Source organism: Micromonospora globbae (assembly GCF_003610785.1).
In the GTDB taxonomy this organism is placed as follows: domain Bacteria; phylum Actinomycetota; class Actinomycetes; order Mycobacteriales; family Micromonosporaceae; genus Micromonospora; species Micromonospora globbae.
Genome location: NZ_RAQQ01000005.1, coordinates 152,591 through 173,918 on the forward strand (window position 1 = coordinate 152,591; position 21,328 = coordinate 173,918).

At 73.4% G+C, this 21,328-nt stretch carries 20 protein-coding genes, 1 tRNA gene and 1 pseudogene; 11 read left to right on the top strand and 11 right to left on the bottom strand.

The features are described 5' to 3' along the window. The first annotated feature begins 76 nt into the window (after positions 1–76). Together D7I43_RS08715 and D7I43_RS08720 are read left to right on the top strand one after the other, a co-directional pair. Positions 77–802: a winged helix-turn-helix domain-containing protein gene (locus D7I43_RS08715; RefSeq protein WP_120327909.1), complete on the top strand. Its 726-nt coding sequence runs from the start codon at positions 77–79 to the stop codon at positions 800–802. Then, positions 792–2,123: an MFS transporter gene (locus D7I43_RS08720; protein WP_120328068.1), complete on the top strand. Its 1,332-nt coding sequence runs from the start codon at positions 792–794 to the stop codon at positions 2,121–2,123. Before D7I43_RS08715 ends, D7I43_RS08720 begins: the two co-directional genes overlap by 11 nt. Positions 2,124–2,199: 76 nt before the next feature. Here D7I43_RS08720 and D7I43_RS08725 read toward each other — a convergent pair whose 3' ends face one another. After that, the gene (locus D7I43_RS08725) at positions 2,200–2,871 is read right to left on the bottom strand and encodes a GNAT family N-acetyltransferase (RefSeq protein ID WP_120327910.1); all 672 of its coding nucleotides are present in this window, start codon (positions 2,869–2,871) and stop codon (positions 2,200–2,202) included. Positions 2,872–2,941: 70 nt separating this feature from the next. Beyond that, complete coding sequence (locus D7I43_RS08730) at positions 2,942–3,637, bottom strand: hypothetical protein (RefSeq protein ID WP_120327911.1); 696 nt, start codon at positions 3,635–3,637, stop codon at positions 2,942–2,944. 117 nt (positions 3,638–3,754) lie between these two features. Between D7I43_RS08730 and D7I43_RS08735 the strand changes: the two genes are divergently transcribed. Beyond that, positions 3,755–3,997, top strand: a complete 243-nt coding sequence (locus D7I43_RS08735; RefSeq protein WP_120327912.1) for a hypothetical protein — start codon at positions 3,755–3,757, stop codon at positions 3,995–3,997. A gap of 99 nt (positions 3,998–4,096) precedes the next feature. Here D7I43_RS08735 and D7I43_RS08740 read toward each other — a convergent pair whose 3' ends face one another. Beyond that, positions 4,097–4,594: a pyridoxamine 5'-phosphate oxidase family protein gene (locus D7I43_RS08740; RefSeq protein WP_120327913.1), complete on the bottom strand. Its 498-nt coding sequence runs from the start codon at positions 4,592–4,594 to the stop codon at positions 4,097–4,099. Between the two features lie 374 nt (positions 4,595–4,968). On the opposite strand from D7I43_RS08740, the gene D7I43_RS32725 reads away from it, so the two are divergent. Beyond that, the gene (locus tag D7I43_RS32725; RefSeq protein WP_158610085.1) at positions 4,969–5,559 is read left to right on the top strand and encodes a hypothetical protein; all 591 of its coding nucleotides are present in this window, start codon (positions 4,969–4,971) and stop codon (positions 5,557–5,559) included. Between the two features lie 212 nt (positions 5,560–5,771). Here D7I43_RS32725 and D7I43_RS08755 read toward each other — a convergent pair. Continuing rightward, positions 5,772–5,845: transfer RNA gene (locus D7I43_RS08755), tRNA-Thr, on the bottom strand. Between the two features lie 145 nt (positions 5,846–5,990). On the opposite strand from D7I43_RS08755, the gene D7I43_RS08760 reads away from it, so the two are divergent. Continuing rightward, on the top strand, positions 5,991–7,733 hold the full coding sequence (locus tag D7I43_RS08760; RefSeq protein WP_120327916.1) for a metallophosphoesterase family protein: 1,743 nt from the start codon (positions 5,991–5,993) through the stop codon (positions 7,731–7,733). 150 nt (positions 7,734–7,883) lie between these two features. Here the strand turns inward: D7I43_RS08760 and D7I43_RS08765 are convergent, their stop codons facing one another. The 6 genes and pseudogenes from D7I43_RS08765 to tmk all read right to left on the bottom strand — a co-directional run bounded on the left by D7I43_RS08765 (position 7,884) and on the right by tmk (position 13,964). Beyond that, positions 7,884–8,723: a PSP1 domain-containing protein gene (locus tag D7I43_RS08765; RefSeq protein WP_120327917.1), complete on the bottom strand. Its 840-nt coding sequence runs from the start codon at positions 8,721–8,723 to the stop codon at positions 7,884–7,886. 446 nt (positions 8,724–9,169) lie between these two features. Beyond that, on the bottom strand, positions 9,170–9,856 hold the full coding sequence (locus D7I43_RS08775; RefSeq protein ID WP_120327919.1) for a hypothetical protein: 687 nt from the start codon (positions 9,854–9,856) through the stop codon (positions 9,170–9,172). Continuing rightward, positions 9,856–10,161 carry a hypothetical protein gene (locus D7I43_RS08780; protein WP_120327920.1) on the bottom strand — a complete coding sequence of 102 codons (306 nt, stop codon included), beginning with the start codon at positions 10,159–10,161 and terminating at the stop codon, positions 9,856–9,858. The genes D7I43_RS08775 and D7I43_RS08780 overlap by 1 nt, the downstream gene beginning before the upstream one ends. Before the next feature lies 1 nt (position 10,162). Next, on the bottom strand, positions 10,163–10,492 hold the full coding sequence (locus tag D7I43_RS08785; protein WP_120327921.1) for a YbaB/EbfC family nucleoid-associated protein: 330 nt from the start codon (positions 10,490–10,492) through the stop codon (positions 10,163–10,165). Between the two features lie 152 nt (positions 10,493–10,644). After that, positions 10,645–11,835, bottom strand: a pseudogene (locus D7I43_RS08790) (DNA polymerase III subunit delta'); the annotation flags it as partial. A 65-nt stretch (positions 11,836–11,900) separates the two neighbouring features. Beyond that, a complete protein-coding gene (gene tmk / locus D7I43_RS08795; RefSeq protein WP_240032878.1) occupies positions 11,901–13,964 on the bottom strand; it encodes a dTMP kinase in 2,064 nt (687 codons plus the stop codon). Between the two features lie 402 nt (positions 13,965–14,366). On the opposite strand from tmk, the gene D7I43_RS08805 reads away from it, so the two are divergent. After that, on the top strand, positions 14,367–15,575 hold the full coding sequence (locus tag D7I43_RS08805; protein ID WP_120327924.1) for an amino acid deaminase/aldolase: 1,209 nt from the start codon (positions 14,367–14,369) through the stop codon (positions 15,573–15,575). Positions 15,576–15,837: 262 nt separating this feature from the next. Here the strand turns inward: D7I43_RS08805 and D7I43_RS08810 are convergent, their stop codons facing one another. After that, entirely contained in the window at positions 15,838–16,413 is a 576-nt protein-coding gene (locus tag D7I43_RS08810; protein WP_120327925.1) for a TetR/AcrR family transcriptional regulator, read from the bottom strand. Positions 16,414–16,637: 224 nt separating this feature from the next. On the opposite strand from D7I43_RS08810, the gene D7I43_RS08815 reads away from it, so the two are divergent. From D7I43_RS08815 to D7I43_RS08830, 5 genes are all read left to right on the top strand, one after another. Beyond that, on the top strand, positions 16,638–17,954 hold the full coding sequence (locus tag D7I43_RS08815) for a D-arabinono-1,4-lactone oxidase (protein WP_120327926.1): 1,317 nt from the start codon (positions 16,638–16,640) through the stop codon (positions 17,952–17,954). Positions 17,955–18,177: 223 nt separating this feature from the next. Next, the gene (locus tag D7I43_RS08820; protein ID WP_120327927.1) at positions 18,178–19,071 is read left to right on the top strand and encodes an ABC transporter ATP-binding protein; all 894 of its coding nucleotides are present in this window, start codon (positions 18,178–18,180) and stop codon (positions 19,069–19,071) included. After that, positions 19,068–20,120 carry an ABC transporter permease gene (locus D7I43_RS08825; protein WP_240032863.1) on the top strand — a complete coding sequence of 351 codons (1,053 nt, stop codon included), beginning with the start codon at positions 19,068–19,070 and terminating at the stop codon, positions 20,118–20,120. Before D7I43_RS08820 ends, D7I43_RS08825 begins: the two co-directional genes overlap by 4 nt. Continuing rightward, positions 20,120–20,686 carry a hypothetical protein gene (locus D7I43_RS33540; RefSeq protein ID WP_240032864.1) on the top strand — a complete coding sequence of 189 codons (567 nt, stop codon included), beginning with the start codon at positions 20,120–20,122 and terminating at the stop codon, positions 20,684–20,686. Before D7I43_RS08825 ends, D7I43_RS33540 begins: the two co-directional genes overlap by 1 nt. A 121-nt stretch (positions 20,687–20,807) precedes the next feature. Continuing rightward, positions 20,808–21,296, top strand: coding sequence for a GbsR/MarR family transcriptional regulator (locus D7I43_RS08830; protein WP_120327928.1), 489 nt, complete (start codon positions 20,808–20,810; stop codon positions 21,294–21,296). Positions 21,297–21,328 lie beyond the last annotated feature (32 nt).

Genomic DNA, 21,328 nt, shown 5'->3' on the forward strand with positions numbered 1-21,328 from the left:
TTGACGGGGCAGGAAGTGCAAGATCGCGGGAGTGGGGCGGTTGCTAAAGACATCTTTCTAAAGATAGCTTTAGCGTATGGCTCTGCCCGCGTTCAAGCTCACCGACCCCAAGGCACTGCGGGGGTACGCGCACCCGCTGCGGATGGCCCTCATCGGGCTGCTCCGCAACCAGGGGCCGATGACGGCCACCCGCGCCGCCGAACTGCTCGGCGAGAGCGTCCCGAGCTGCTCGTTCCACCTGCGCCAGCTCGCCAAGTACGGGCTCGCCGAGCGGGCGCCCGGCGCGGACGCGCGGGAACGGCCCTGGCGGGCCACCGCGCTCACCACCTCCTGGGACGACGACTCCGACGACCCGCAGGTGCGGGCCGCCACCGACGAGCTGAGCGCCGCGCAGCTCGCGCTCTACGTCCGGCGGGCCGAGGAGTACGTGGCCCGGCGCCCCGAGGAGCCGGCGGTCTGGCGGGCCGTGACCGGCTTCGGCGACTGGACCGTCTACGTGACGCCGGAGGAGATGGCCGAGCTCAAGGAGCGGATCGACGCCGTGCTCTCCGAGTACGACGACCGCGTGACCGACCCCTCCCGGCGGCCCGCCGGCGCCCGCCGGGTCAGCATCATGCGCCTCGCCGTGCTGCCGCCCGAGATTGCCGGGACCGGCCCTAGCGGCGCTGCCGGGACCGGCCCTGCCGACGGGGCCGGCCCTACCGGCCCTACCGACGACGCCGGCCCTGCCGACGGGGCCGGCCCTACCGGCGGGGCCGGCGCGGCCTCCGCCGACCCGGCCGGTGACGCTGATGAGCGCTGACCTGCCCGGCCCTTCGGTCGGCGCCCCCACGGCGACCGTCGCACCCTCCCCGACCGGAACAGCCCCCACCACGCCACCGCGCCGTGGCCGCCTACCCCGGCTCCTGCGCGAGGTGGGCTTCCGCCGCTACTGGTCGGCGCAGACCGTGTCGTACTTCGGGGACGAGATCTCGACCCTGGCGCTGCCGCTGCTCGCCGTGCTCATCGCGGGCGCGGGGCCCGCCGAGATGGGCTACCTCACGGCCGCGCTGCTCACACCCAACCTGCTCTTCTCGCTGGTGGCCGGCGCCTGGGTGGACCGGCGCCCGCACAAGCGGCGCATCATGATCCTCGCCGACGTGGGCCGGGCGCTGCTGCTCGGCACCCTTCCGGTCGCGTACGTGCTCGACGCGCTCACCATGCCCCAGCTCTACGCGGTGGCGTTCGCGATGGGCACCCTCGCGGTGCTGTTCGAGGTCGCCCGGGGGCCGCTCTTCGTGTCCCTCGTGGACCGGCGGGCGTACGTCGAGGCGAACACGCTCATCAACGGCAGCCGCGCCATGTCGCTGGTGGCCGGGCCGAGCATCGGCGGCTTCCTGGTGCAGCTGCTGACCGCCCCGATCGCCCTGGTGGCCGACGCACTGAGCTACCTCGTGTCCGCGTACTTCCTGACCCGGATCCGCCCGACGGAGCCGGCGCCGGCCCGCGGCGGCGGCCTGGGCATCGGCGAGGGGCTGCGCTTCATCACCCGTACGCCGATGATGCGGTCGATCCTGCTCGGCACCACGACGGTCAACCTGTTCAACTTCATGTTCGCCGCGCTGTTCGTGCTCTACGCCACCCGGGACCTGCACCTCTCGCCCGGTCTGCTCGGCACCGTGCTCGGCGCGGGCGCCGTGGGCGGGCTCATCGGCGCCGCCGTCACCGGTCGGGTCACCCGCCGGTTCGGCATCGGGCCGACGTTGGTCTTCTCCTTCGTGCTCTTCCCGGCGCCGCTGCTGCTCGTCCCGCTGGCCGACGGGCCGACCCCCGTGGTGCTCGGGATGCTCTTCGCCGCCGAGTTCCTGTGCGCCGTCGGCGTCATGATGCTCGACATCGTGAGCGGGTCGGTCCAGACCGCGCTCACCCCGGAACGCCTGCTGGCGCGGGCCAGCGGCGTCCGGCGCACCATCAACTACGGCATCCGCCCCATCGGCGCGCTGATCGGCGGCGGCCTGGGCGCCGCCCTCGGCGTACGTGAAGCGCTCTGGATCGCGACGGCCGGCGCGCTGGCCGGCGTGTTCTGGGTGTTCTTCTCGCCCGTCCGGCGCCTGCGCGAGCTGCCGGAGGCGGCCGGCGCCTGACCATCCGCGCGGCGCCGGCCCGGCCCGCGCGGGTCGACTGCCGGGGTCTGGCTTCCGAAGGTAGGGCTGCCGGGGGTCAGGCCGTCGGGGGTACGCCCGGGGCGCCCAGCCCGAACAGCTCGCGGCAGCGATCGTCGAGGCCCTCGACCGTGACCGCGGGCCGGTCGGACGCCACCCAGTCCCGCCGGGTCAGGCGCAGCCGCTGCGAGACCCGCACCTGGCCGTCCAGCACGTCCCTGCTGGTCCCGTCCGGCCGGTAGCCCAGCTTGCGGGACACGGCCAACGGGGCGGGGTTGTCGGTGAACGACTCGGTGACGGCGTGCTCGGCGTCGAGGCCCGCGAACGCCAGATGCAGCATGGCCGCCCGCATCTCGCTCCCCACGCCGCGCCCCTGGTGTTCCAGGCCCAGCCAGGACGCGCTCTTCACCTCGCGGAGCACCGCGAAGTCACGCGCCCGCATCTGCTGTACGCCCACCGGTCGCCCGTGCGCGAACACGGCCAGCTCCAGCGTCCACTGGTACGGGGTCCACAGCCCGCGGTCCCGCCAGTGCCGCTGCACCACCCCTCTGGCCAGCTCACGGGGCGGCAGGTCCGTCCACGGGGTCAGGAAGGGACGTTCGTCCGGCCGGTGCACGCCGCGCGCGGCCAGGTCGGCCAGTTCGGCGAGCTCGTCGTCGGTGGGAAGCCGCAGCTCGAGACGGTCGGTCCGGACGCGCAGCCCCACGAGGGGCCAGTGATCGATCAGCACGGGGCATTCTCCCGCCCGCGTCCCGGGTCGTGCATCCGAGTTCGGGCTGCCGCCCGGGCGCGGCGCACGTTCAGGTCCCGGCCGTTCCCGGGGCCGACGCGGCGGCCGGCGCGGGTGCGGCTGCGGCTCCCTGGGCGGTCGCCGGTGCCGGAACGGCCGCTGCTTCCGGCGCGGCCGCCGGGGCAGATGCGGGTGCCGGCGCTGCCCGCCGGCGCAGGAAGCGTCCGTGCCGGGCGCGCACCATCTCCCGGAGCCGGTACGACCACGAGGCGAGGAGCAGCACCAGCATCCCCGCCCCGATCGACCAGGCGATCACGTCGGACGTGCTCCGCACGCTCGGCAGGGTGACGGCCAACGCCACCGTCGACACGCCGGGGAAGATCAGCCCCATCGCCAGGGCCTGGGAGAGGTGCCCGTCGTACTTCCGCTTCCAGTAGAACGTCTCCCAGCCGAACAGCGTCCTGTCCCCTGTGTACCGGGCGACGGCCGGGCTCAGGACCTGCTCGATGTACTCACCGGCGATGCGGATGTCCCGGTACTGCGAGGCGACGTTGAGACCCAACGCCGCGCTGATGAGCGGCAGGAGGAGCAGGAGCCGGGGGTCGGCCTTCTCCGCGAGGATGAAGCCGGCCACCGCCGCGACGACCGTCAGATGCAGGCCGATGACGTTCTGGTTGTGGTTCGCCTTGCGTTCGATGGTGCTCCGGATCGCCGCCGCGTCGGCCAGCACGACGGTGAGGGCCCGGTCCTGCATCTCCTCGGTCATGGCGCCCCCTCCCCGCACCCTCTATACCAACAGCCGTCAATGCCGGTAGCGACCCGGAACCGCCGCGATCGATTCGTCCGACCCCATGGAAGCGGGTTCCGCGGCGATACTGTTGCGATGCTGACGTGGATCGGGCGGGCAGCGTCCCTGCTGGTGGCGCTTGCCCTCGCAGTCGTCGGGGTGTTGTTCCTCGGCGGTGTGTGGAGCGCGTGGGATCCGATGCCGCCGAACGGGCCGCCACTCAACGACGCCTCCAGGGCCTACGAGCTGGTCGTGGCCCTGTTCGGTCTGAGCCTCCTGGGCGGCGGCGTCTGGATCGCCGTCCGAGTCGTCCGTGGAACGGTCCGCCGGACCGCGTGACCCGGGTACGCCAGCACGATTCGTCAGCGACGACGGCGAGGTCGTACGCAGGCGGATGGAGTTGGCCGGAGGGCTGCCGGTCCTCCCGCCATGTGCGGTTCAGGCGCGCTGACGCTCGGCCCGCTGCCGGACCAGCTCCTCGACCGCGGAGGGAAGGGTCGTCTCGAAGTCGATGAGTTTGACCCACGTCGGAGTGATGACGATCCGGACCATGCCGTCGTAGAGCGAACGGACCTCGGCCTCCCACTCGACACGCTGCTCGGGAGTCATCTCGTAGCTGCCGTTCATCTGCAGGTACTCCTCCGGGATGCCGTCCACCACGTCCAGGGCCGCTCGACCGCGGATGAGCAGGATCTTCGGCGGGTGCACCTCGGTGTCGATCGTCAGCGCGACCTCGGGACTGTGCCGCAGGGCCGGCAGCTTCGGAGCGTTCTTCGTGGTGCACACGACGATCTCCGAGCCGTTCCAGGTGAAGGCGATCGGGATGTTGCGCGGGGTGCCGTCCTTGGCGACGTACGCCATGCGGAGCAGGTCGCGAGACAGGAGCTCCTGGCTGATCGGGAGGTTCAGGATCGCGGTGATCTCGTTCTGCTGCATGGCGGTCGCTCCTTCGTCGATGTCGTCGAGGCCGGTTCGGCTGCTCGTACCCCGGGGACGGAGCCGCCCGCGCGTTCTCGACATCCACAACGCAGGTTCAGCGGACTTCCCTGACCGCTCGTGACGACGATCGAGCAGCTTGAACGGGACGTCTGGCCGGACCCAGGCCCGGACGCTACCTCTCTCGTCAGGCGTTGCACGGAGCTGCGGCGCAAGCCGTTGGCGGAGTTCACGGTCGACGGGGTCGAGGTCGCTCGGATGATGGTGTCCTATGCCGCCAGCGGGGCCCGTAGACGATGCCGTTGCCACCTGCGGACCAGATACGGACCGGCGACGGCGGACGGCGTGGGACAGGTCGGCCCTATGCTCCTGGCATGGCAACAGAGCACGGGTTCATCGACCTGGATCAGAGAGAGGGGGATCCTGCCGGGTCGGACGAGAGTCCGGGTGAACGCGTGCCGTCGAGACAACGTACGGCGCTGTACCTCGTCGGCGCCTTCGCTCTCGGTGCGGCGCTTGGCGGTGCCGGTGTTGCCACATTCCAGGAACGCCGCGCACAACAGGCACAACCGGCCAGGGTCGCGGTCGACGCGATGGCCGGCCCCACCAGCGGGGGCACCGGACGCGGCGGGAACGCCGAGGTCGACGCCCAGCTGACGGTGGTCAACGCCGGTTCCATACCGGTCATGGTTCGTTTCGTCGGAGCGCAGGAGACGGGCGTACTGGTACGCGAGAGCGACCAGTCACTGTTGCTGGTCCCGGGCAGCACAGGCGGGATAGACGTCCGGCTGACGGTTGATTGCCGCATGGTGAGCCCGAATGCTCTGCCGATGCGCTTCTCGGTGCAGACCCCCGACCAGCTGACCGCCGAGGTCACCATGCCGGTGGAACTGGGCACTTGGTACGAGAGCGTCGGTGCACTGTGTAGCGCCTCGCCTGCGGCGACGGGGCGGAGTCCCGCCTAGGTTCTGGTCGTCCGTCAACGCGGCCGGACCGGCCCGGCCGAATCCGACCGGAGGTCGCCAGCAGGCCAGGTCCGGGCCGGCGCGGCCCGGCCGCGTTGACGAGGCGGCCGCCGCACGGGGCAAGGACCATCCAAGGACTCGACGGGCCGGCGGCGGCGTGGTCGACAGCGAAAACGGCGAAGCCCAGGTCCGTGACCTGGGCTTCTTCACCGAGCCGCCTGTGAGAATCGAACTCACGACCTACGCATTACGAGTGCGTCGCTCTGACCGACTGAGCTAAGGCGGCAACGACGCCCAAGTGTACGGCACGCGCCCGCCGCCGCCGAACCCGATACCCCGGGTCCTCGTCGACGCCGACAAACCGGACAGGGCGCACCAAGCCGTCGTTCGCCGGACAGCAGGAACGACAGGGCCGGGACTACGCTGCGGCGGTGACCGATGATCGTCCCCACCCCGACCCGGTCTCCGCGCGACCCGGCGAGCCGGTCGGTGAGCGGGCGGCCCGCCGCCCCCGGAGCACCGACCCGCTGGAGCTGGGTTTCACCCCGCGCAAGCCGGTGCCGTGGCTCGCGCCGTTCCTGCTCGTCAGCACCGGCATCCGTACGCTGCTCGCGATGCTCTTCGGGGCGTACCTCGACAAGCGGGAGCTGCAGAACTCCCTCGAGGCGCGCATCGAGCGGCAGGTGGGGCCGGACGGCGGGCTGTGGCTGGACTACGTGGCCGACCTCGGCGACGGCTTCAACGCCACGTACTCGGTCGCGTACCTGCTCGCCCAGCCGGAGCTGGAGGTCGACGGGCACCGCCTCCCGCGCGCGCAGACGCTCGTGATGGGCGGCGACCAGGTCTACCCGTCGGCGGCCTTCGAGGCGTACGAGGACCGCTGCAAGGGCCCCTACCAGGCCGCCCTGCCGGCCACCCCGCCCGAGCGTCCCACCCTCTTCGCGGTCCCCGGCAACCACGACTGGTACGACGGCCTGACCGCCTTCCTGCGGCTCTTCGTCCGCTCCCGGGACCGGCACTTCGGCGGTTGGGGCACCGGCCAGTCCCGCTCCTACTTCGCCGTGGAGCTGCCCGGGAACTGGTGGCTGCTCGGCCTGGACGACCAGTCCGGCTCGTACCTGGACGACCCCCAGCTGGCCTACTTCGACACGGTCGCGGGCAAGCTCGGCCCGCAGCACCGGGTGATCCTGGCGGTGCCGGCGCCGACGTGGGTCAAGGCCGTCGACCACCCCACGGCGTACGACTCGATCGACTACTTCATCCGTACGATCATCGCGCCCACGGGCGCGCAGGTCCGGCTGCTGATCTCGGGCGACCTGCACCACTACGCCCGGTACGCCGGCCCGGACCGGCAGCTCATCACCTGCGGCAGCGGCGGCGCCTACCTCTACCCGACGCACAAGCTCCCCGAGCGGATCCAGGTGCCCCCGAAGGACACCCTCGCGCGGCGCGCCAGCCTCTCCCGCCCGTACGACCTGAAGGCGCGCTACCCCGACGCGGCCCGCAGCCGGCGCTACGGCTGGGGGATCCTCCCCCGGCTGCCGCTGCGCAACCCGGGCTTCACCACCCTGCTGGGCACCCTGCACACGCTGCTGATGCTCGCCATGGCGGGCGTGGCGACAAACCGGGCCGGCACCAGCGAGCAGCGGCTGTTCAGTGTGCCGCTGGTGCTGATGCTCGGGGTGACGCTGCTCGGGGCCGCGTTCTTCGCCAAGCCGCCGAGCGCCGGCGGCAAACGGCACGCCCGGCACTGGATCCTGGGCGTCACCCACGGGTTGGCCCAGGTGGCGCTGGGCGCGGCGGGAACGTGGCTCTGGTTGCAGCTGCCGTTCTCCGACTGGCCGTGGCCGCTGCCCGTGGTCGCCGCCGCGGTGGTGTACGGCCCGATCAGCGGGCTGGTGGCGAGCCAGTTGGTGGCGGCGTACCTGCTGATCGCCGGCACGTTCGGGGTGAACCTGAACGAGCTGTTCGCCGGGCAGGGCATCGAGGACTCGAAGGCGTTCCTGCGGATGCGGATCGACCCGGACGGGAGCCTGACGATCTACCCGGTCGCCGTGGACCGGGTGGCCCGCGACTGGCAGGTCAACCCGGATCAGACGCCGACCGCCTCCTGGCTGGTACCGAAGACCCCGCTGACCCCCCGCCTGGCCGAACCCCCGATCACCCTGACCTAACCCCTGGCCCCCGCCCGCCCCCCGGCCTCCCCGCCCGGCCCGGTCCCCGTTGATCATGAGGTTGTTGCCACGACACGCCGAGGCGGAGGGCGATAACCTCATGATCAACGCGCCGGAAGAGGGCGGCCAGGACGGGCGCGCGGGGCGGGGTCAGGGGTTGTAGTGCTGGTCGTGGGCTTGGCGGGGGGCGCACACGGAGGCGCGGGAGCAGGAGCAGCGGGAGCCGTCCGCGTCCAGCCGCACGGTGACCGAGTCCCGGGGAACGCTGTGGCCGACCACCCGGCCGTCGCCCTGCGGTGTGGTGACGCGGGTGCCGACCGGCGGCGCGGACTCCTGGAATTTTTGATACAGGGGATGTTCGTACTTGAGGCAGCACATGAGCCGGCCGCACGCCCCGGAGATGCGCAGCGGGTTGAGCGGCAGGTCCTGGTCCTTGGCCATGCGGATGGTCACCGGCTCGAAGTCGGTGAGGAACGTGGCGCAGCACAGGTCCCGGCCGCAGGAGCCGATGCCGCCCTGCACCCGCGCCGAGTCGCGCGCCGAGAGCTGGCGCAGCTCGACCCGGCAGTGCAGGGTGGCGCCGAGGTCGCGGACCAGTGAGCGGAAGTCGACCCGGTGCGGCGCGGTGAAGTAGACGGTCGTGCGCTCGCCGCTCCCGTCGGCGGAGCCGAGCACGTGGTCGACCGCCACGACCTTCATCGGCAGTCCGTGGGCCCGGATCAGCCGCTTCGCGGCCACCTTCGCCTCGGCCTTGCGGCGGCGCAGCGCCTCGTCCCGGCGCAGGTCCTCCTCGCCCGCCATGCCGACGAGCTTCGGGAAGCCGTCCGTGTCCTCTCCGACCCACTGCGCGGCCCACACACACTCGGCCACCTCGGGCCCGTCGTCCGTGGGCACCAGCACCTTGTCGCCGACCTGCGGACGCAGCTCGCCCGGATCCAGGTAGTAGAGGCGCCCGTACCGGTTGAAACTGACCGCGCAGAGCATGCCCATGCCCCCACCCTACGACGGGACGCGGATTCGGGGCCCGCCGGGCGTCGCCGGACGACTACGCCGTGCAGCCATCCACGGCGGTCGACTCGACCGATACGCGGACCGGACCGACGTGCCGTTGGGCCTCGCCCGGACGGTTGAATCCGGGCCGGCACGGGCGACAAACGACCTGCGGCGGCGTTGAGTGGAGACCATACCTGCGGGGGGTGCAGGGAAAGGCCACGGCGTCGCCGCCGGTGCCCGGCTCGACCGGGCGCCCGCGCGCGACGCCGTGGACCGTCCCGGACCGTCCCGGACAGGCACCATCACCGGCACCAGCACCAGCACCGGCACGACGTGGATCGGCGGCCGGGGAGCGGACCGGGCCGGCCAGGGAGCGGACCGGGACGGCGCGCTGACCTCCGGAGAGGAGCGCGAGGTGCCCGGCGGCGGGAACCCCCGCCCGCTCACCACCCGACGCGGGTAACCGTGTCGTAGCGGGGCCGACCGGCCACCGGCGGACGCCACGTCGACTCGGCGAGACTCGGGCCCCACTGGCGCAGCAGCGTCTCCGCACCGTCGTACGCCACGGACAGCACCGCCAGCACGCGGGCGCCGATGTCGGCGGCCTCGACGGTCCGCGGCCCGGCCGACCCCGATCGGGTCGTCGCACCGGTCAGCACGGAGGTGGCGGCGACCACCGCCACGGCCTCGGACGATCGCAGCACGTCGGCGAGCGCCCGGGCCAGCGCGAGGCGGCTGCCCTCGATCCAGTCGGCGAGCGCGTCGGCGTAGCCGGCGGTCGACTCCAGCCGGCCGACCATGCTGTCCGGCCCCTCGTCGAGGTGGCGCAGCAGCGCGGCGCGCGACTGCGCGTACGCCTCGGCGGCCGGCCCGGACCAGAGCACCGGGTCGGTCAGCGTGGCGGACACGTCGTCGTACCCCCGCACCAGCCGGCGCACCCCGTGCCCGGCACCGGACAGCGGCCCGGGGCGCAGGTCGAGGAAGTGGCGCACCGCCTCGCCGGGCAGCACCTGCATGCGGCGCAGCAGCGGCCAGACCCGGTGCCCCTCGGGGGCGCCCGCGGCGAGCAGCGTGTCCACCCGGCGCAGCAGGTCGAGGCCGGGCTCGGCGAGCCGGTCGAGCGCGTCCATCACGCCTCACCGGCCAGGCGCCGCCGGGCCCCGCGGTCGGCGTCGGCGTAGTGCTCGGCGGCCTCGCGGACGGCCGCCGCGGCGGCGCCCAGCCGGCCGGCGGCCGCGCGCGCCTCCCGCGCCCGGTTGTCGGTGGCGGCCGTCCACTGCCGGTGCAGCGCGCGCCCGATCTCGCCCGGCCGGCCGGGTGCGTCGGCGCCGAAGGCGGCCTGCGGCGGGTCGTTCGCGGTGACGGTGTGCGAGAGCGTGGTGAGCGTGGCGGCCGCCTCGTCGAGCCGGGCGGCGAGAGCGCGAAGGGCGTCCATCTCAGGCTCCCGCGAGCGGTCGGTAGGCGGCGAACGTCTCGTTGTGCAGCTTCTCGCGGGCCCACTCGGCGGCGTCGGCCGCAGCGGTGACCGCGGCCCGCACGGAACCGGCGACGTCGCGGGGGTTGCGGTTGTGCAGCGGGCCGAGGAAGCGGACGTCGGTGATCCGGCCTGCGGCCGTCACGACCACCTCGACGAGGCCGTCGGGCGAGCGCACGGTGACCTCCACGGTCGACACCGCCTGGTCGAACTCGGCCTGGAGCGACTCGATGCGGTGGTAGCGCCGCACGGCCTCCTCGATCCAGGCCTCGTCGATCTCCCCCCGTGGCATCGGCCACTCCTCCCGGACTGATCCTCACTGAGCGTGTCGTCACCGTCACCACGGCATTCCCGGACCGTACCGCATGGAAATCGCGGCTGTCGATGCCTGTGGACGACGGGTCCGGCGCGTGGGACCAGGCCGGGTGGAGGGGGCGGTGCGGCTCAGCCCCGCCAGAGGGCGAGCATCATCGCCTCCACGGCGATGCGCGGCTTCACGTTCGCCTCGATGGCCGCGCGGCAGGCCAGTACCGCCTCCAGGCGGCGCAGGGCCCCCTCGGCGTCCCACTTCTGCGCCCCGGCGGCGGCCAGCGCGGCGGCGTCGGTGTGCACCGGCGCGACGGGCGCCCGCAGGGCCATCGTGAGCGCGTCCCGGTAGAAGCCGGCGAGGTCGACGAGCGCCCGGTCCAGTGCGTCCCGCTGGGCGCGGGTGGCCCGCGACTTCTGCCGCCGCTCCAGGTCCTTGAGCTGGCCGGCCGCGCCGCGGATGGCGCCCGCCGCGCCCCGGCCGGTGCCGCCCGCGCCGAGCGCCGTCTCCAGCGCCGCGCGCTCGGCCGCGTCGGCCTCCGCCACCGAGGCCTCGGCCTCCGCCTCGGCCGCCTCGATCAGCGCGGACGCCGCGTCGAAGGCGGCGCCCACCCCGGTGAGCCGGCGGGGGATGGCGAGCACGGCGTCCCGCCGCTTGCGCGCCTCCGGGTCGCGCGCCAGCCGTCGCGCCCGGCCCACGTGCCCCTGGGCGGCGGCCGCCGCCCACTGCGCCACGTCGGGGGCGATGCCGTCGCGGCGGACCAGCACCTCGGCTACCGCGTCGGCCGAGGGCTGTCGCAGGGGTACGACCCGGCAGCGCGACCGGATCGTCACCGAGATGTCGTCCGGGTGGGTGGACGGGGCGCAGAGCAGGAAGACGGTACGCGGCGGGGGCTCCTCGATGGCCTTGAGCAGCGCGTTGCCGGCGGCCTCGGTGAGCCGGTCCGCGTCCTCGATCACTACCACCTGCCAGTGCCCGCCGGACGGGGTGCTGGCGGCGCGCAGGACCAGCGCCCGCATCTCGTCGACGCCGATGGAGAGCCCCTCCGGCACCACGAGCCGGACGTCGGCGTGCGTACCGGCCATCGTGGTGTGGCAGCCGGGGCACTCGCCGCAGCCCGTGCCGTACGCGCACTGGAGGGCGGCGGCGAAGGCGCGCGCCGCCACGGACCGCCCGGAACCGGGCGGCCCGGTGAAGATCCAGGCGTGGGTCATCCCGGCGCCCGGGTCGCCGGATCCACCGGCGGACTCGGCGGAGTCCGGGGCGGCCGGGGTGAGCGCGAGCGCCCGCTCGCCGGCGGCGTGCCGCAGCACGGCCGCCGCCGCGGTGGCGGCCCGGCGCAGCGTGGCGACCGCCTCGTCCTGACCGACCAGGTCGGCGAAGACGTCGGGCATCAGGTCCGTTGCTCCATCGTCACCAGCTCCGCGTCGGATAACTCCGGCTGCACCGAGGTGTCGGGTCCCTGGGCCGGGCGCGGGTGCACGATGCCGGCGGGGTTGCCGAGCATCTCGTCGACCCGCCGCGCCACCTGCCGGGCGATCTCCTCGACCGGACGCGCGGCGTCGAGCACCAGGTAGCGCTTCGGGTCGGCGGCGGCGAGGTCGAGGAACGCGTACCGGACCCGCTCGTGGAAGGCGACCGACTCGGCCTCCAGCCGGTCGGCCTCCTCGCTGCGGGCCGCCACCCGGGACAGCCCGGCGTGCGGCTCGATGTCGAGCAGCACCACGAGGTCGGGCTTGAGCCCGCCGGTGGCCCAGGACGAGAGCCAGGAGACCTCGTCGACCGGGAGCGTCCGCCCCGCGCCCTGGTAGGCGAGGGACGAGTCGACGTACCGGTCGCTGATCACCACACCGCCGCGCGCCAGCGCCGGGCGGACCACGGTGGCCACGTGGTGTGCCCGGTCGGCGGCGTAGAGCAGCGCCTCGGCCCGCGGTGACGGCGCCTCGCCGTCGGAGGTGCCGAGCACCAGCGACCGGATCCGCTCGCCCACCGCGGTGGCGCCCGGCTCGCGGGTGACCACGACGTCGCGCCCCTGACCGCGCAGCCGGTCGGCGAGGAGCGCGAGCTGGGTGGACTTGCCGGCGCCCTCGCCGCCCTCGAAGACCACGAAGAGCCCGGTGGAGACGAACGGCTCGGCCGGCATGAGCGGACGGCCCCGGATCGAGCCCCACAGGTCGGCCAGGACCGGCACGCCCTTCTTGTCGTCCATCTGCCCGAACGCGCTGATCCCCGCGAAGATGCCGGCCGCGCCCGCCGCGAGGAGCAGCAGGCGGGTCGACGACACCGAGACGCCCAGGTCGGCGATCTCCAGCTTGCGGGAGCCGCCGACGCCGGCGAGCACGCTGCTCAGCGTGATCGCCAGGAGGAGCACCAGCCGCGTGCCGATCTGCACCACGGCGAAGACCCGGCCGCGCACCTCGTCGGCGATCTCCCCGCCGAGCAGCGTGGTGCCGGCCAGGAAGGCCATCCCGGCACCGGCGCCGACCAGGATCGCCCCGACGATGGCCATCGACAGGTGGATGGCGAACGCGAGGGTCATCACCGCCGCGCTGGCGAGCACGATGCTCATGCCGAACCAGCGGCGCCGCGACATCTCCTTGACGATCATCGGGCCGAGCCCGATGCCGATCGCCAGCCCGATGAAGATGGCCGCGAAGAGCAGGAAGAACGCGGCGTCACCGGCGCCGAGCGAGTTGGCGAAGAACCGGGCGGTGCCGATCACGATGCCGCCACCGGCGAAGGCGCCGAAGATGCCGAGCACCAGCCCCCGGACGAGCGGGGTCTGGGAGATGAAGCGCCAGCCCTCGACGAACTGCCGGGTCATGCTCTGTTCGGCGCGCTCGTGCCGGGCCGCCCGCGCCTGGCTGATCTCCTTGATCCCGAACGCCACCACGACCGCCGTGGCGAGGCGGGAGAACGCGTTGAACCAGAGCGCCAACTGGGCCGGTTCCGCCCAGCCGGGGACCTCGCCACCGGTCGCGGCCCGCACGCTGCGGTCGAGCACCGCGATGGCGAGCGCCGCGAACACCGGCGTCAGGCCGTACGTGGTGATGAGGGTGAGCTGGTTGGCCGTCTCCAGCCGGGCGCGCGGGATGAGGTTGGGGACCGCGGCCTCCTTGGCCGGAATCCAGAGCAGGGTGATCGACTCGACCAGGAACGTGGCGATCGTCGCCCAGCCGACCACCAGCCCGCCGCGGAGGCCGAGCAACGCGACGAGCGGGATCGAGGCGAAGAGCACGAACCGCAGCAGGTCGCAGATGACCATCGTCCAGCGCCGGTCGAACCGGTCGGCGAGGACGCCGGCGATCGGCCCGAGCACCAGTGCCGGCAACAGCCGGATGCCGATCACGAGGCCGAAGGCGGCACCCTTGGCGGTGCTGCCCTGCACCTGGGACGCGGCGAAGACGGAGGTGGCGAGCAGGCCGAGCCAGTCGCCGAAGGAGGCGGCCCCGAGCACGATCCAGAGCCGGCGGAACGGCCGGATGCGCAGCACCGAGCGGATGGCGCCGATGCCGGACCGGTCGGTCTGGGGTGCGGGGGGCGACTGGCTCGCCGCGCCGCCGATCTGCCCCGCGGCGCTGCCGATCGGGGCGCTCTCCGGGCGGCCGGCAGGACCGTCGGGCTGGTTACCGGACGGCGACACGCCGGACGACTCGCCGTTGTTCTGGCTTTCGATGGCCGTACCTCCACGTGCCGGCCCATCGCTGGGCATCCCCGGTGGAACACTCTAGTCCCGGTGGGCCGCGGCCCCACCGGGACATTCTCCTGCTCGCCGAGCCTAGGCCGCCGGGACCACCCGCCGCAGCCGGGCATACGCGAGGGTGTTTCGCATTGACCGCCCGACAGTTAGCGTGCACACGTGGCCATCGACAGTGACGAACTTCGCGGACGCCTGGACCGGGCGACCGCACACCTCGACCCGCCCTACGCCGTGGTCGACCTCACGGCCTTCGACGCCAACGCGCTCGCGCTGGCGGGCCTCGCCTCCGGCAAACCGGTCCGGCTGGCCAGCAAGTCGGTCCGCAGCCGGGAGCTGATCGGCCGGGCGTTGCGCCGGCCCGGTTGGCGGGGTGTCATGGCGTTCACCCTGCCCGAGGCGATCTGGCTGGTCCGGGCGGGGGTCTCCGACGACGTGCTGGTGGCCTACCCCACGGCGCATCGCGCCGCGCTCGCCGAGCTCACCTCGGACGCCGAACTCGCGGCGGCCGTCACGCTGATGGTCGACGGTACCGACCAACTCGATCTCGTCGACGCCGTACGCGGCCCCGACCGCCGCCCCGAGCTGCGGGTCTGCCTCGACCTGGACGCCTCCTGGCGGCCCCTCGGCGGACGGGTGCACGTCGGGGTGCGCCGCTCACCGGTGCACAGCGCCGCCGCGGCCGGCGCGCTCGCCGCCACCGTGGCCGGGCGCGCCGGCTTCCGGCTGGTCGGCCTCATGGCGTACGAGGCACAGATCGCCGGCCTCGGCGACGCGCCCCCGGGGCAGGCGGTGGTCGGAACGGCCATCCGGCTCGCCCAGCGTGGCTCGTACCGCGAACTGCTGAGCCGGCGCAGCGCCGCGGTGGCCGCCGTACGCGAGCACGCCGACCTGGAGTTCGTCAACGGCGGCGGCACCGGCAGCGTGGCGGCGACCAGCGCCGATCCCGCGGTCACCGAGGTCACCGCGGGATCGGGCCTGTACGGGCCGACGCTCTTCGACGCGTACCGCGCCTGGCGCCCCATCCCGGCGGCCTACTTCGCGTGCGCGGTCGTCCGCCGGCCGGCGCCCGGCCTGGCCACCGTGCTCGGCGGCGGCTGGATCGCCTCCGGCCCGGCGGCGGCCAGCCGGTTGCCCCGGCCGGTCCTGCCGGCGGGGCTGAAGCTGCTCGGCGCCGAGGGCGCCGGCGAGGTACAGACCCCGCTCGCCGGCCCGGCGGCGGCCACCCTCCGGGTCGGTGACCGGGTGTGGTTCCGCCACGCCAAGGCCGGCGAGCTCTGCGAGCACGTCAACGAGCTGCACCTGGTCGAGGGGGACACGGTCGTGGCGACCGTGCCGACGTACCGGGGCGAAGGCCACGCCTTCCTCTGACCGCCCGGTGCCGGCCGGACGCGGCCCCCGAGGGCGGCGTCACCCCGGTCGCACCCCGGGCCGTCGTCCGCACCGTCACCCCGTCGCACCCGGGGGCCGTCCGTCCGTACCGTGGCCCGGTCGCACCCCGGACCCCTCGTCACGTCGTCGCCCGGTCGCACCCCGGACCTTGCGTCACCCGGTCGCACCCCGGGCCCTGCCCTCGCCCGGTCGCACCCCGGGCCCCGCCGCCACCCGCGCACCTGGGTCGGCGGCGACTGGTTCAGCCGGCTCGGCCGGCGTCGGTCGTGGCGTCCACCTGGCGGTGCAGGTACTCCCGGATGAGCGACTTCGCCTCGGCCAGCACCCGCTCGTCACCCTCGGGCTGCCGGCGGAACGCCAGCTTGATGAGCGCGTCGGCCGTCTCCACGGCGACCTCCAGGTGGAAACGGAGTTCGGGGACACCGGTCAGCCCGAAGCGCTCGGTGAGCACGCGGGCCAGCTGGTCCGCGATCACCCCGTTGTTGTCCCTCTGCTCATCGAGCAGGTGTAGGTCGACCACGTCGCCGAAGTGCAGGGTACGGAATCCGGGGACGGTGCGGTGCATCGTGATGTACTCGTCGATGGCCGCGTCGACGCCGTCCCACCAGTGGGTCAGGTCGTCCGAGGCGAACCGTTCGTCGAGCCGCTGGAGGTAGGACTCCATCGTGCGCAGCGTCAGCGCCTGCACGATCGCCCGCTTGTCCGGGAAGAACTGGTAGACCGAGCCGATGGCGACCTCGGCCCGCTCGGCGAGCAGGGTCGTCGTCAGCCCCTCGTACCCCACTTCGTCAACGAGTTCGGCGCAGGCGTCCAGCATCCGCTGGACCCGAGCGACACTTCGACCCTGCACCGGTACGCGGCGCAGTGGCCCGGTCGTGGCGGCTGGTGTGGACACTCGGCGCCACCCCCCTTCGACGGTGAACATATCTGCACGTCACTGTTCAGTGACTACCGGTCTAACGAATGGGACTCAGTTGCGGTATTTACCAGCGACAACGTTCTTGATATGAAGTCAGTTCATATTCATGTCGAGGAGTGCGCATGGCCGGCGGCACCGCAACGTCCAGCGTCCCGTGGTCGAACTGGGCCGGTAACCAGCGGGGCACCTCCACCATCCTGCGCCCCGGCACCACCGCCGAGGTCGTCGAGGCGGTCCGGGTCGCGCGGGCCGCCGGTGGCCGGATCCGGGCGGTCGGCAGCGGACACTCCTTCACCCCGGTCGCCCTCGCCGACGACCGGCGGATGGAGCTGGCGGCGCTGGACACCGGCGTACGGGTCGACCGGGAGGGTCGGCTCGTCACGGTACCCGCGGGGATGACACTGCGCGCGCTCAACGACCTGCTCGCGCGGCACGGCCTCGCCCTGCCCAACCTCGGCGACATCGACGCGCAGACGGTCGCGGGCGCCATCTCGACGGGCACCCACGGCACCGGCGCCGGGTACGGCTGCCTGGCCACCTTCGTGGAGGCGCTCACCCTCGTCACCGGCACCGGCGAGGTGCTGCGCTGCTCGGCCGAGGAGCATCCCGACGTCCTCGCCGCCGCCCGGGTGTCCCTCGGGGCGCTCGGTGTCGTCGTCGAGGTGACGTTGCGCTGCGTGGACGCGTTCGTGCTGCACGCGCACGAGCGTCCGGCACCGCTCGACGACGTACTGGCCGCACTGCCGGACCTGGTCGCCGGGCACGACCACGTCGAGTTCTACTGGTTCCCCTACACGACCCGGGTGCAGGTCAAGACCAACGACCGCGTGGCCGCCGACGACCGGCCGCTGCCCCGCTGGCGCGGCTGGCTCGACGACGAGTTCCTGTCCAACACCGTCTTCGCGGGGGCGTGCCGGGTCGGCCGCGCCGTGCCGGCCCTCGCCCCGACGATCAGCGCGATCTCGGCGCGGGCGCTCACCGAGCGCCGGTACACGGGCCGCTCCGACCGGGTCTTCTGCACCCCGCGCCGCGTCCGGTTCGTCGAGATGGAGTACGGGATGCCGCGCGAGGCGCTCGGCGAGGCGCTCGGCGCGCTCCGGCGGATCGTGGCGGAGCTGCCCTTCAAGGTGCTCTTCCCCGTGGAGATCCGCTTCACGGCCGCCGACGACATCTGGTTGTCGCACGGCTACGGCCGGGACTCGGCGTACGTGGCAATCCACCAGTACGTCGGCATGCCGTACGAGCCGTACTTCACGGCCTTCGAACGGGTCGCCGCCGGTCTGGGCGGTCGGCCGCACTGGGGCAAACTGCACTGGCGCGACGCGGCGTCGCTCGCCCCCGCGTACCCCCGCTGGGCCGACTTCCGGGCGGTGCGCGACCGCCTCGACCCCGACCGCGTCTTCACGAGCCCCCACCTGACCCGCGTCCTCGGCGACTGACCGTCCGCACGGCCGGCCCGGCCACGCAGATCCGGTCGCCACGATCACACCCCGACACGGAAGTAGTGGCTCCCGATCCCCGCGAGGCCACTACTTCACCGATCCAGCGCGATCATCAGCCCAGCGACGGCTCGCGCGGCGGAGTCTCTCCCCCCGATTTTTAACGCGTTTTATATGCTTCAGAGGTTTCACGATTTTGTGAAACCGGCGTAGCGTTCAGGGCATGACTGCTATCTCCGCCTCCGCGCTGGTGAAGACCTTCGGCAGGGTTCGCGCACTCGATGGACTGGATCTGCACGTGGACGTCGGCGAGGTGCACGGTTTCCTGGGCCCCAACGGCTCCGGGAAGTCCACCACCATCCGGGTCCTGCTGGGGTTGCTGCGGGCGGACGCCGGGTCGGTCAGCCTGCTCGGCGGCCCCTGGCGGGACGCCGTGGACCTGCACCGGCGCCTGGCGTACGTGCCGGGCGACGTGAACCTGTGGCCGAACCTGACCGGCGGTGAGGCGATCGACCTGTTCGGGTCGCTCCGGGGCGGCCTGGACCGGCGCCGCCGGGACGACCTGATCCAGCGGTTCCAGCTCGATCCCTCGAAGCGGGCGCGCACGTACTCGAAGGGGAACCGGCAGAAGGTCGCGATCGTCGCCGCCTTCGCCTCCGACGTGGAGCTCTACATCCTCGACGAGCCGACCTCCGGGCTCGACCCGCTCATGGAGGCGGCCTTCCAGGAGTGCGTACGCGAGGTGAAGAGCCAGGGCCGCACGGTCCTGCTCTCCAGCCACATCTTCTCTGAGGTGGAGGCGCTGTGCGACCGGGTGAGCATCATCCGGCAGGGCCGGACAGTGGAGAGCGGCACCCTCGCCGAGCTGCGGCATCTGACCCGCACCTCGGTCTCGGTGGACACCGCGCGTCCCATCACCGGGCTGGCGGAGCTGCCCGGCGTGTACGACGCCGTCGTGTCCACCACCCACGCGACGTTCGCCGTGGACACGGCCGACCTGAACCGGGTGCTGGAGTACCTGACCCGGTTCGACGTACGCGCCCTCGCCAGCGCCCCGCCGTCGCTGGAGGAACTCTTCCTGCGCCATTACGGCGACGAACTGGTGGGTGTCCGGTGAGCACCGCCTACACGGGCAGCGGCCGGCTCGCCCGCCTCGCGCTGCGGCGCGACCGCGTACAGCTGCCGGTCTGGATCCTGAGCACCGTCGCGCTCGGCGCGTTCGCCGGCTCGGCGACCGACTCGCAGTACCCCACAGAGGCCGACCGCCTGGCCGTCCTGCGCGTGGCCGTCGAGACGCCCGGACTGCTGATGTTCCGGGCCGCGCCCACCGGCACCAGCGACGGCCAGATGACCGCCTTCGGGATCCTGGCGTTCCTGGCCCTGATGGCGGGCTTCATGAGCACCCTCGCCGTCGTCCGGCACACCCGTCAGAACGAGGAGACCGGGCGTGCCGAGATGATCGGCGCGACGGCCGTCGGCCGGCACGCGAACCTGAGTGCCGCCCTGACGGTCGTGGTCGGCGCCAACGTCGTGCTCGCCGCGCTGATCGGGCTCGCCTTCACGGGCAACGGCCTGCCAGCGGCCGGTTCCTTCGCGGCCGGTGCCGGGGTCGGTGCCGCCGGCATCGCCTTCGCCGGGGTCGCGGCCGTCGCGGCGCAGCTGACCCAGGGAGCGCGGGCCGCCAACGGGATCGCCGCCACGGTGGTCGGCGTCGCCTACCTGCTCCGCGGCCTCGCCGACGTCTTCGGCGAGGTCCAGCCGGACGGTTACACCATGACCAGCGCCTGGCCCTCCTGGCTCTCCCCGATCGGCTGGACCATGCAGATGCGGCCCTTCGCGGGCGACCGGTGGTGGGTCCTCGTGCTCCCGGTCGCGCTCTTCGCGGTCCTGACGGCCGCGTCCTTCGCCCTGACCGCGCGGCGGGACGTGGGCATGGGCCTGCTCGCGGACCGCCCCGGACCGGCCCGCGCGTCCGCCGCGCTGCTCAGCCCGCTCGGACTGGCCTGGCGGCTGCAACGCGGCACGGTGCTCGGCTGGACCGTCACGATCACGGCGTTCGGGCTGCTCGTCGGCTCGATCGCCAACGCCGTCGCCGACGAGCTGGCGACGAACGAGAACGTCACGGGGAGGCTCGACGACCTCGCCGGTGGCGGGGGCACGCGGTGATGGACACGTTCTTCGCCGCGATGCTGACGACCATCGGTGTGCTGGTCGCCGGGTACCTGGTCCAGACGCTGCTCCGGGCCCGGGCCGAGGAGTCGAGCGGGCGGGCCGAGGCGGTGCTCGCCACCGCGACCGGCCGGCTGGCCTGGTTGGGCGGGCACCTCGTGGTCGCTACGGCGGGCGCCGTGGCCATGCTCGGGCTCGCGGCGGTCTCGATCGGCCTGGTGTACGGCGCGAGCGCGGGCGATCCCGCCGCCCAGGTCCGGCACCTGGCCGGCACGGCGTACCTCCAGCTGCCGGCGGTGCTGATCCTCGCCGGCCTCGCCGTGGCGCTCTTCGGGCTCGTGCCGCGGCTGTCGGTCGGGCTGGCCTGGTCCGGCTTCGTCCTCGGCCCGTACGGGTCGCTGCTCGGCGTGCCCGAGGCGGTCCGGGACGTCTCGCCGTTCAGTCACGTCCCGGCGGTGCCGGCCGACGCCACGCTGGCGCCGATGGCGGTGATGTCCGTCCTCGCGCTCGCACTCGGCGCCACGGGGCTGACCCTCTTCCGCCGACGTAACCTCGCCTCATGATCCAAGCTCCCCTGTCCGCGGCGCGGCCGGCTCGCCGGCCGCGCCGTCGGGTCGGCGGGCGGTGGGACGCCGCACCGGGCGATCGTTACAGGGACTTCAGAACGTGGTGAAAGATAGGACGATGCAGCCGCCAGGTCACCGCGACGAGGAAGCCGTACGCCGCTTCATCGAGCACTTCGCTCTCACGTTCAGCGACATGGGCGTACCGAGGATGCCCTCCCGGGTGCTCGCGGCGCTGCTGGTCGCCGAGGACACCGGGATGACCGCGGCGCAGATCAGCGAGCGCCTCGGGGTCAGCCCGGCCGCCGTCTCCGGCGCGGTGCGCTACCTGATCCACGTGGGCATGGCCGTACGCGAGCCCGCGCCCGGCTCCCGCCGGGACCTCTACAAGGCGGCCGAGTCCCGCACGTACACCGCGATGATCCGCAGCGGGATCTACACGAGGTTCGCCGACGTCGTGCACGAGGGCGTGGTGGCCGTCGGCGACGAGACGTCGCAGGCCGGCGCGCGCCTCGCCGAGCTGCGGGACTTCTTCCTCTTCGTCCAGGAGGAGATGAGCGCCGCCGCGGACCGCTGGGAGAAGATGCGCCAGGAGCGGCACGGCGGCTGACCGCCCCGGGGGCGTCCCGGACAGCCCCGGGC

Excerpts from the sequence above, each read along its gene's own strand:
- D7I43_RS08735 (WP_120327912.1), top strand. The coding sequence starts at position 3,755 with ATGCTGACGTGGATCGGGCGGGCAGCGTCCCTGCTGGTGGCGCTTGCC.
- D7I43_RS08740 (WP_120327913.1), bottom strand. The coding sequence starts at position 4,594 with ATGCAGCAGAACGAGATCACCGCGATCCTGAACCTCCCGATCAGCCAG.
- D7I43_RS08765 (WP_120327917.1), bottom strand. The coding sequence starts at position 8,723 with ATGGGCATGCTCTGCGCGGTCAGTTTCAACCGGTACGGGCGCCTCTAC.
- D7I43_RS08775 (WP_120327919.1), bottom strand. The coding sequence starts at position 9,856 with ATGGACGCGCTCGACCGGCTCGCCGAGCCCGGCCTCGACCTGCTGCGC.
- D7I43_RS08715 (WP_120327909.1), top strand. The coding sequence starts at position 77 with ATGGCTCTGCCCGCGTTCAAGCTCACCGACCCCAAGGCACTGCGGGGG.
- D7I43_RS08785 (WP_120327921.1), bottom strand. The coding sequence starts at position 10,492 with ATGCCACGGGGGGAGATCGACGAGGCCTGGATCGAGGAGGCCGTGCGG.
- D7I43_RS08830 (WP_120327928.1), top strand. The coding sequence starts at position 20,808 with ATGCAGCCGCCAGGTCACCGCGACGAGGAAGCCGTACGCCGCTTCATC.
- D7I43_RS08730 (WP_120327911.1), bottom strand. The coding sequence starts at position 3,637 with ATGACCGAGGAGATGCAGGACCGGGCCCTCACCGTCGTGCTGGCCGAC.
- D7I43_RS32725 (WP_158610085.1), top strand. The coding sequence starts at position 4,969 with ATGGCAACAGAGCACGGGTTCATCGACCTGGATCAGAGAGAGGGGGAT.
- D7I43_RS08820 (WP_120327927.1), top strand. The coding sequence starts at position 18,178 with ATGACTGCTATCTCCGCCTCCGCGCTGGTGAAGACCTTCGGCAGGGTT.
- D7I43_RS08780 (WP_120327920.1), bottom strand. The coding sequence starts at position 10,161 with ATGGACGCCCTTCGCGCTCTCGCCGCCCGGCTCGACGAGGCGGCCGCC.
- D7I43_RS08810 (WP_120327925.1), bottom strand. The coding sequence starts at position 16,413 with ATGCTGGACGCCTGCGCCGAACTCGTTGACGAAGTGGGGTACGAGGGG.
- D7I43_RS33540 (WP_240032864.1), top strand. The coding sequence starts at position 20,120 with ATGGACACGTTCTTCGCCGCGATGCTGACGACCATCGGTGTGCTGGTC.
- D7I43_RS08815 (WP_120327926.1), top strand. The coding sequence starts at position 16,638 with ATGGCCGGCGGCACCGCAACGTCCAGCGTCCCGTGGTCGAACTGGGCC.
- D7I43_RS08720 (WP_120328068.1), top strand. The coding sequence starts at position 792 with ATGAGCGCTGACCTGCCCGGCCCTTCGGTCGGCGCCCCCACGGCGACC.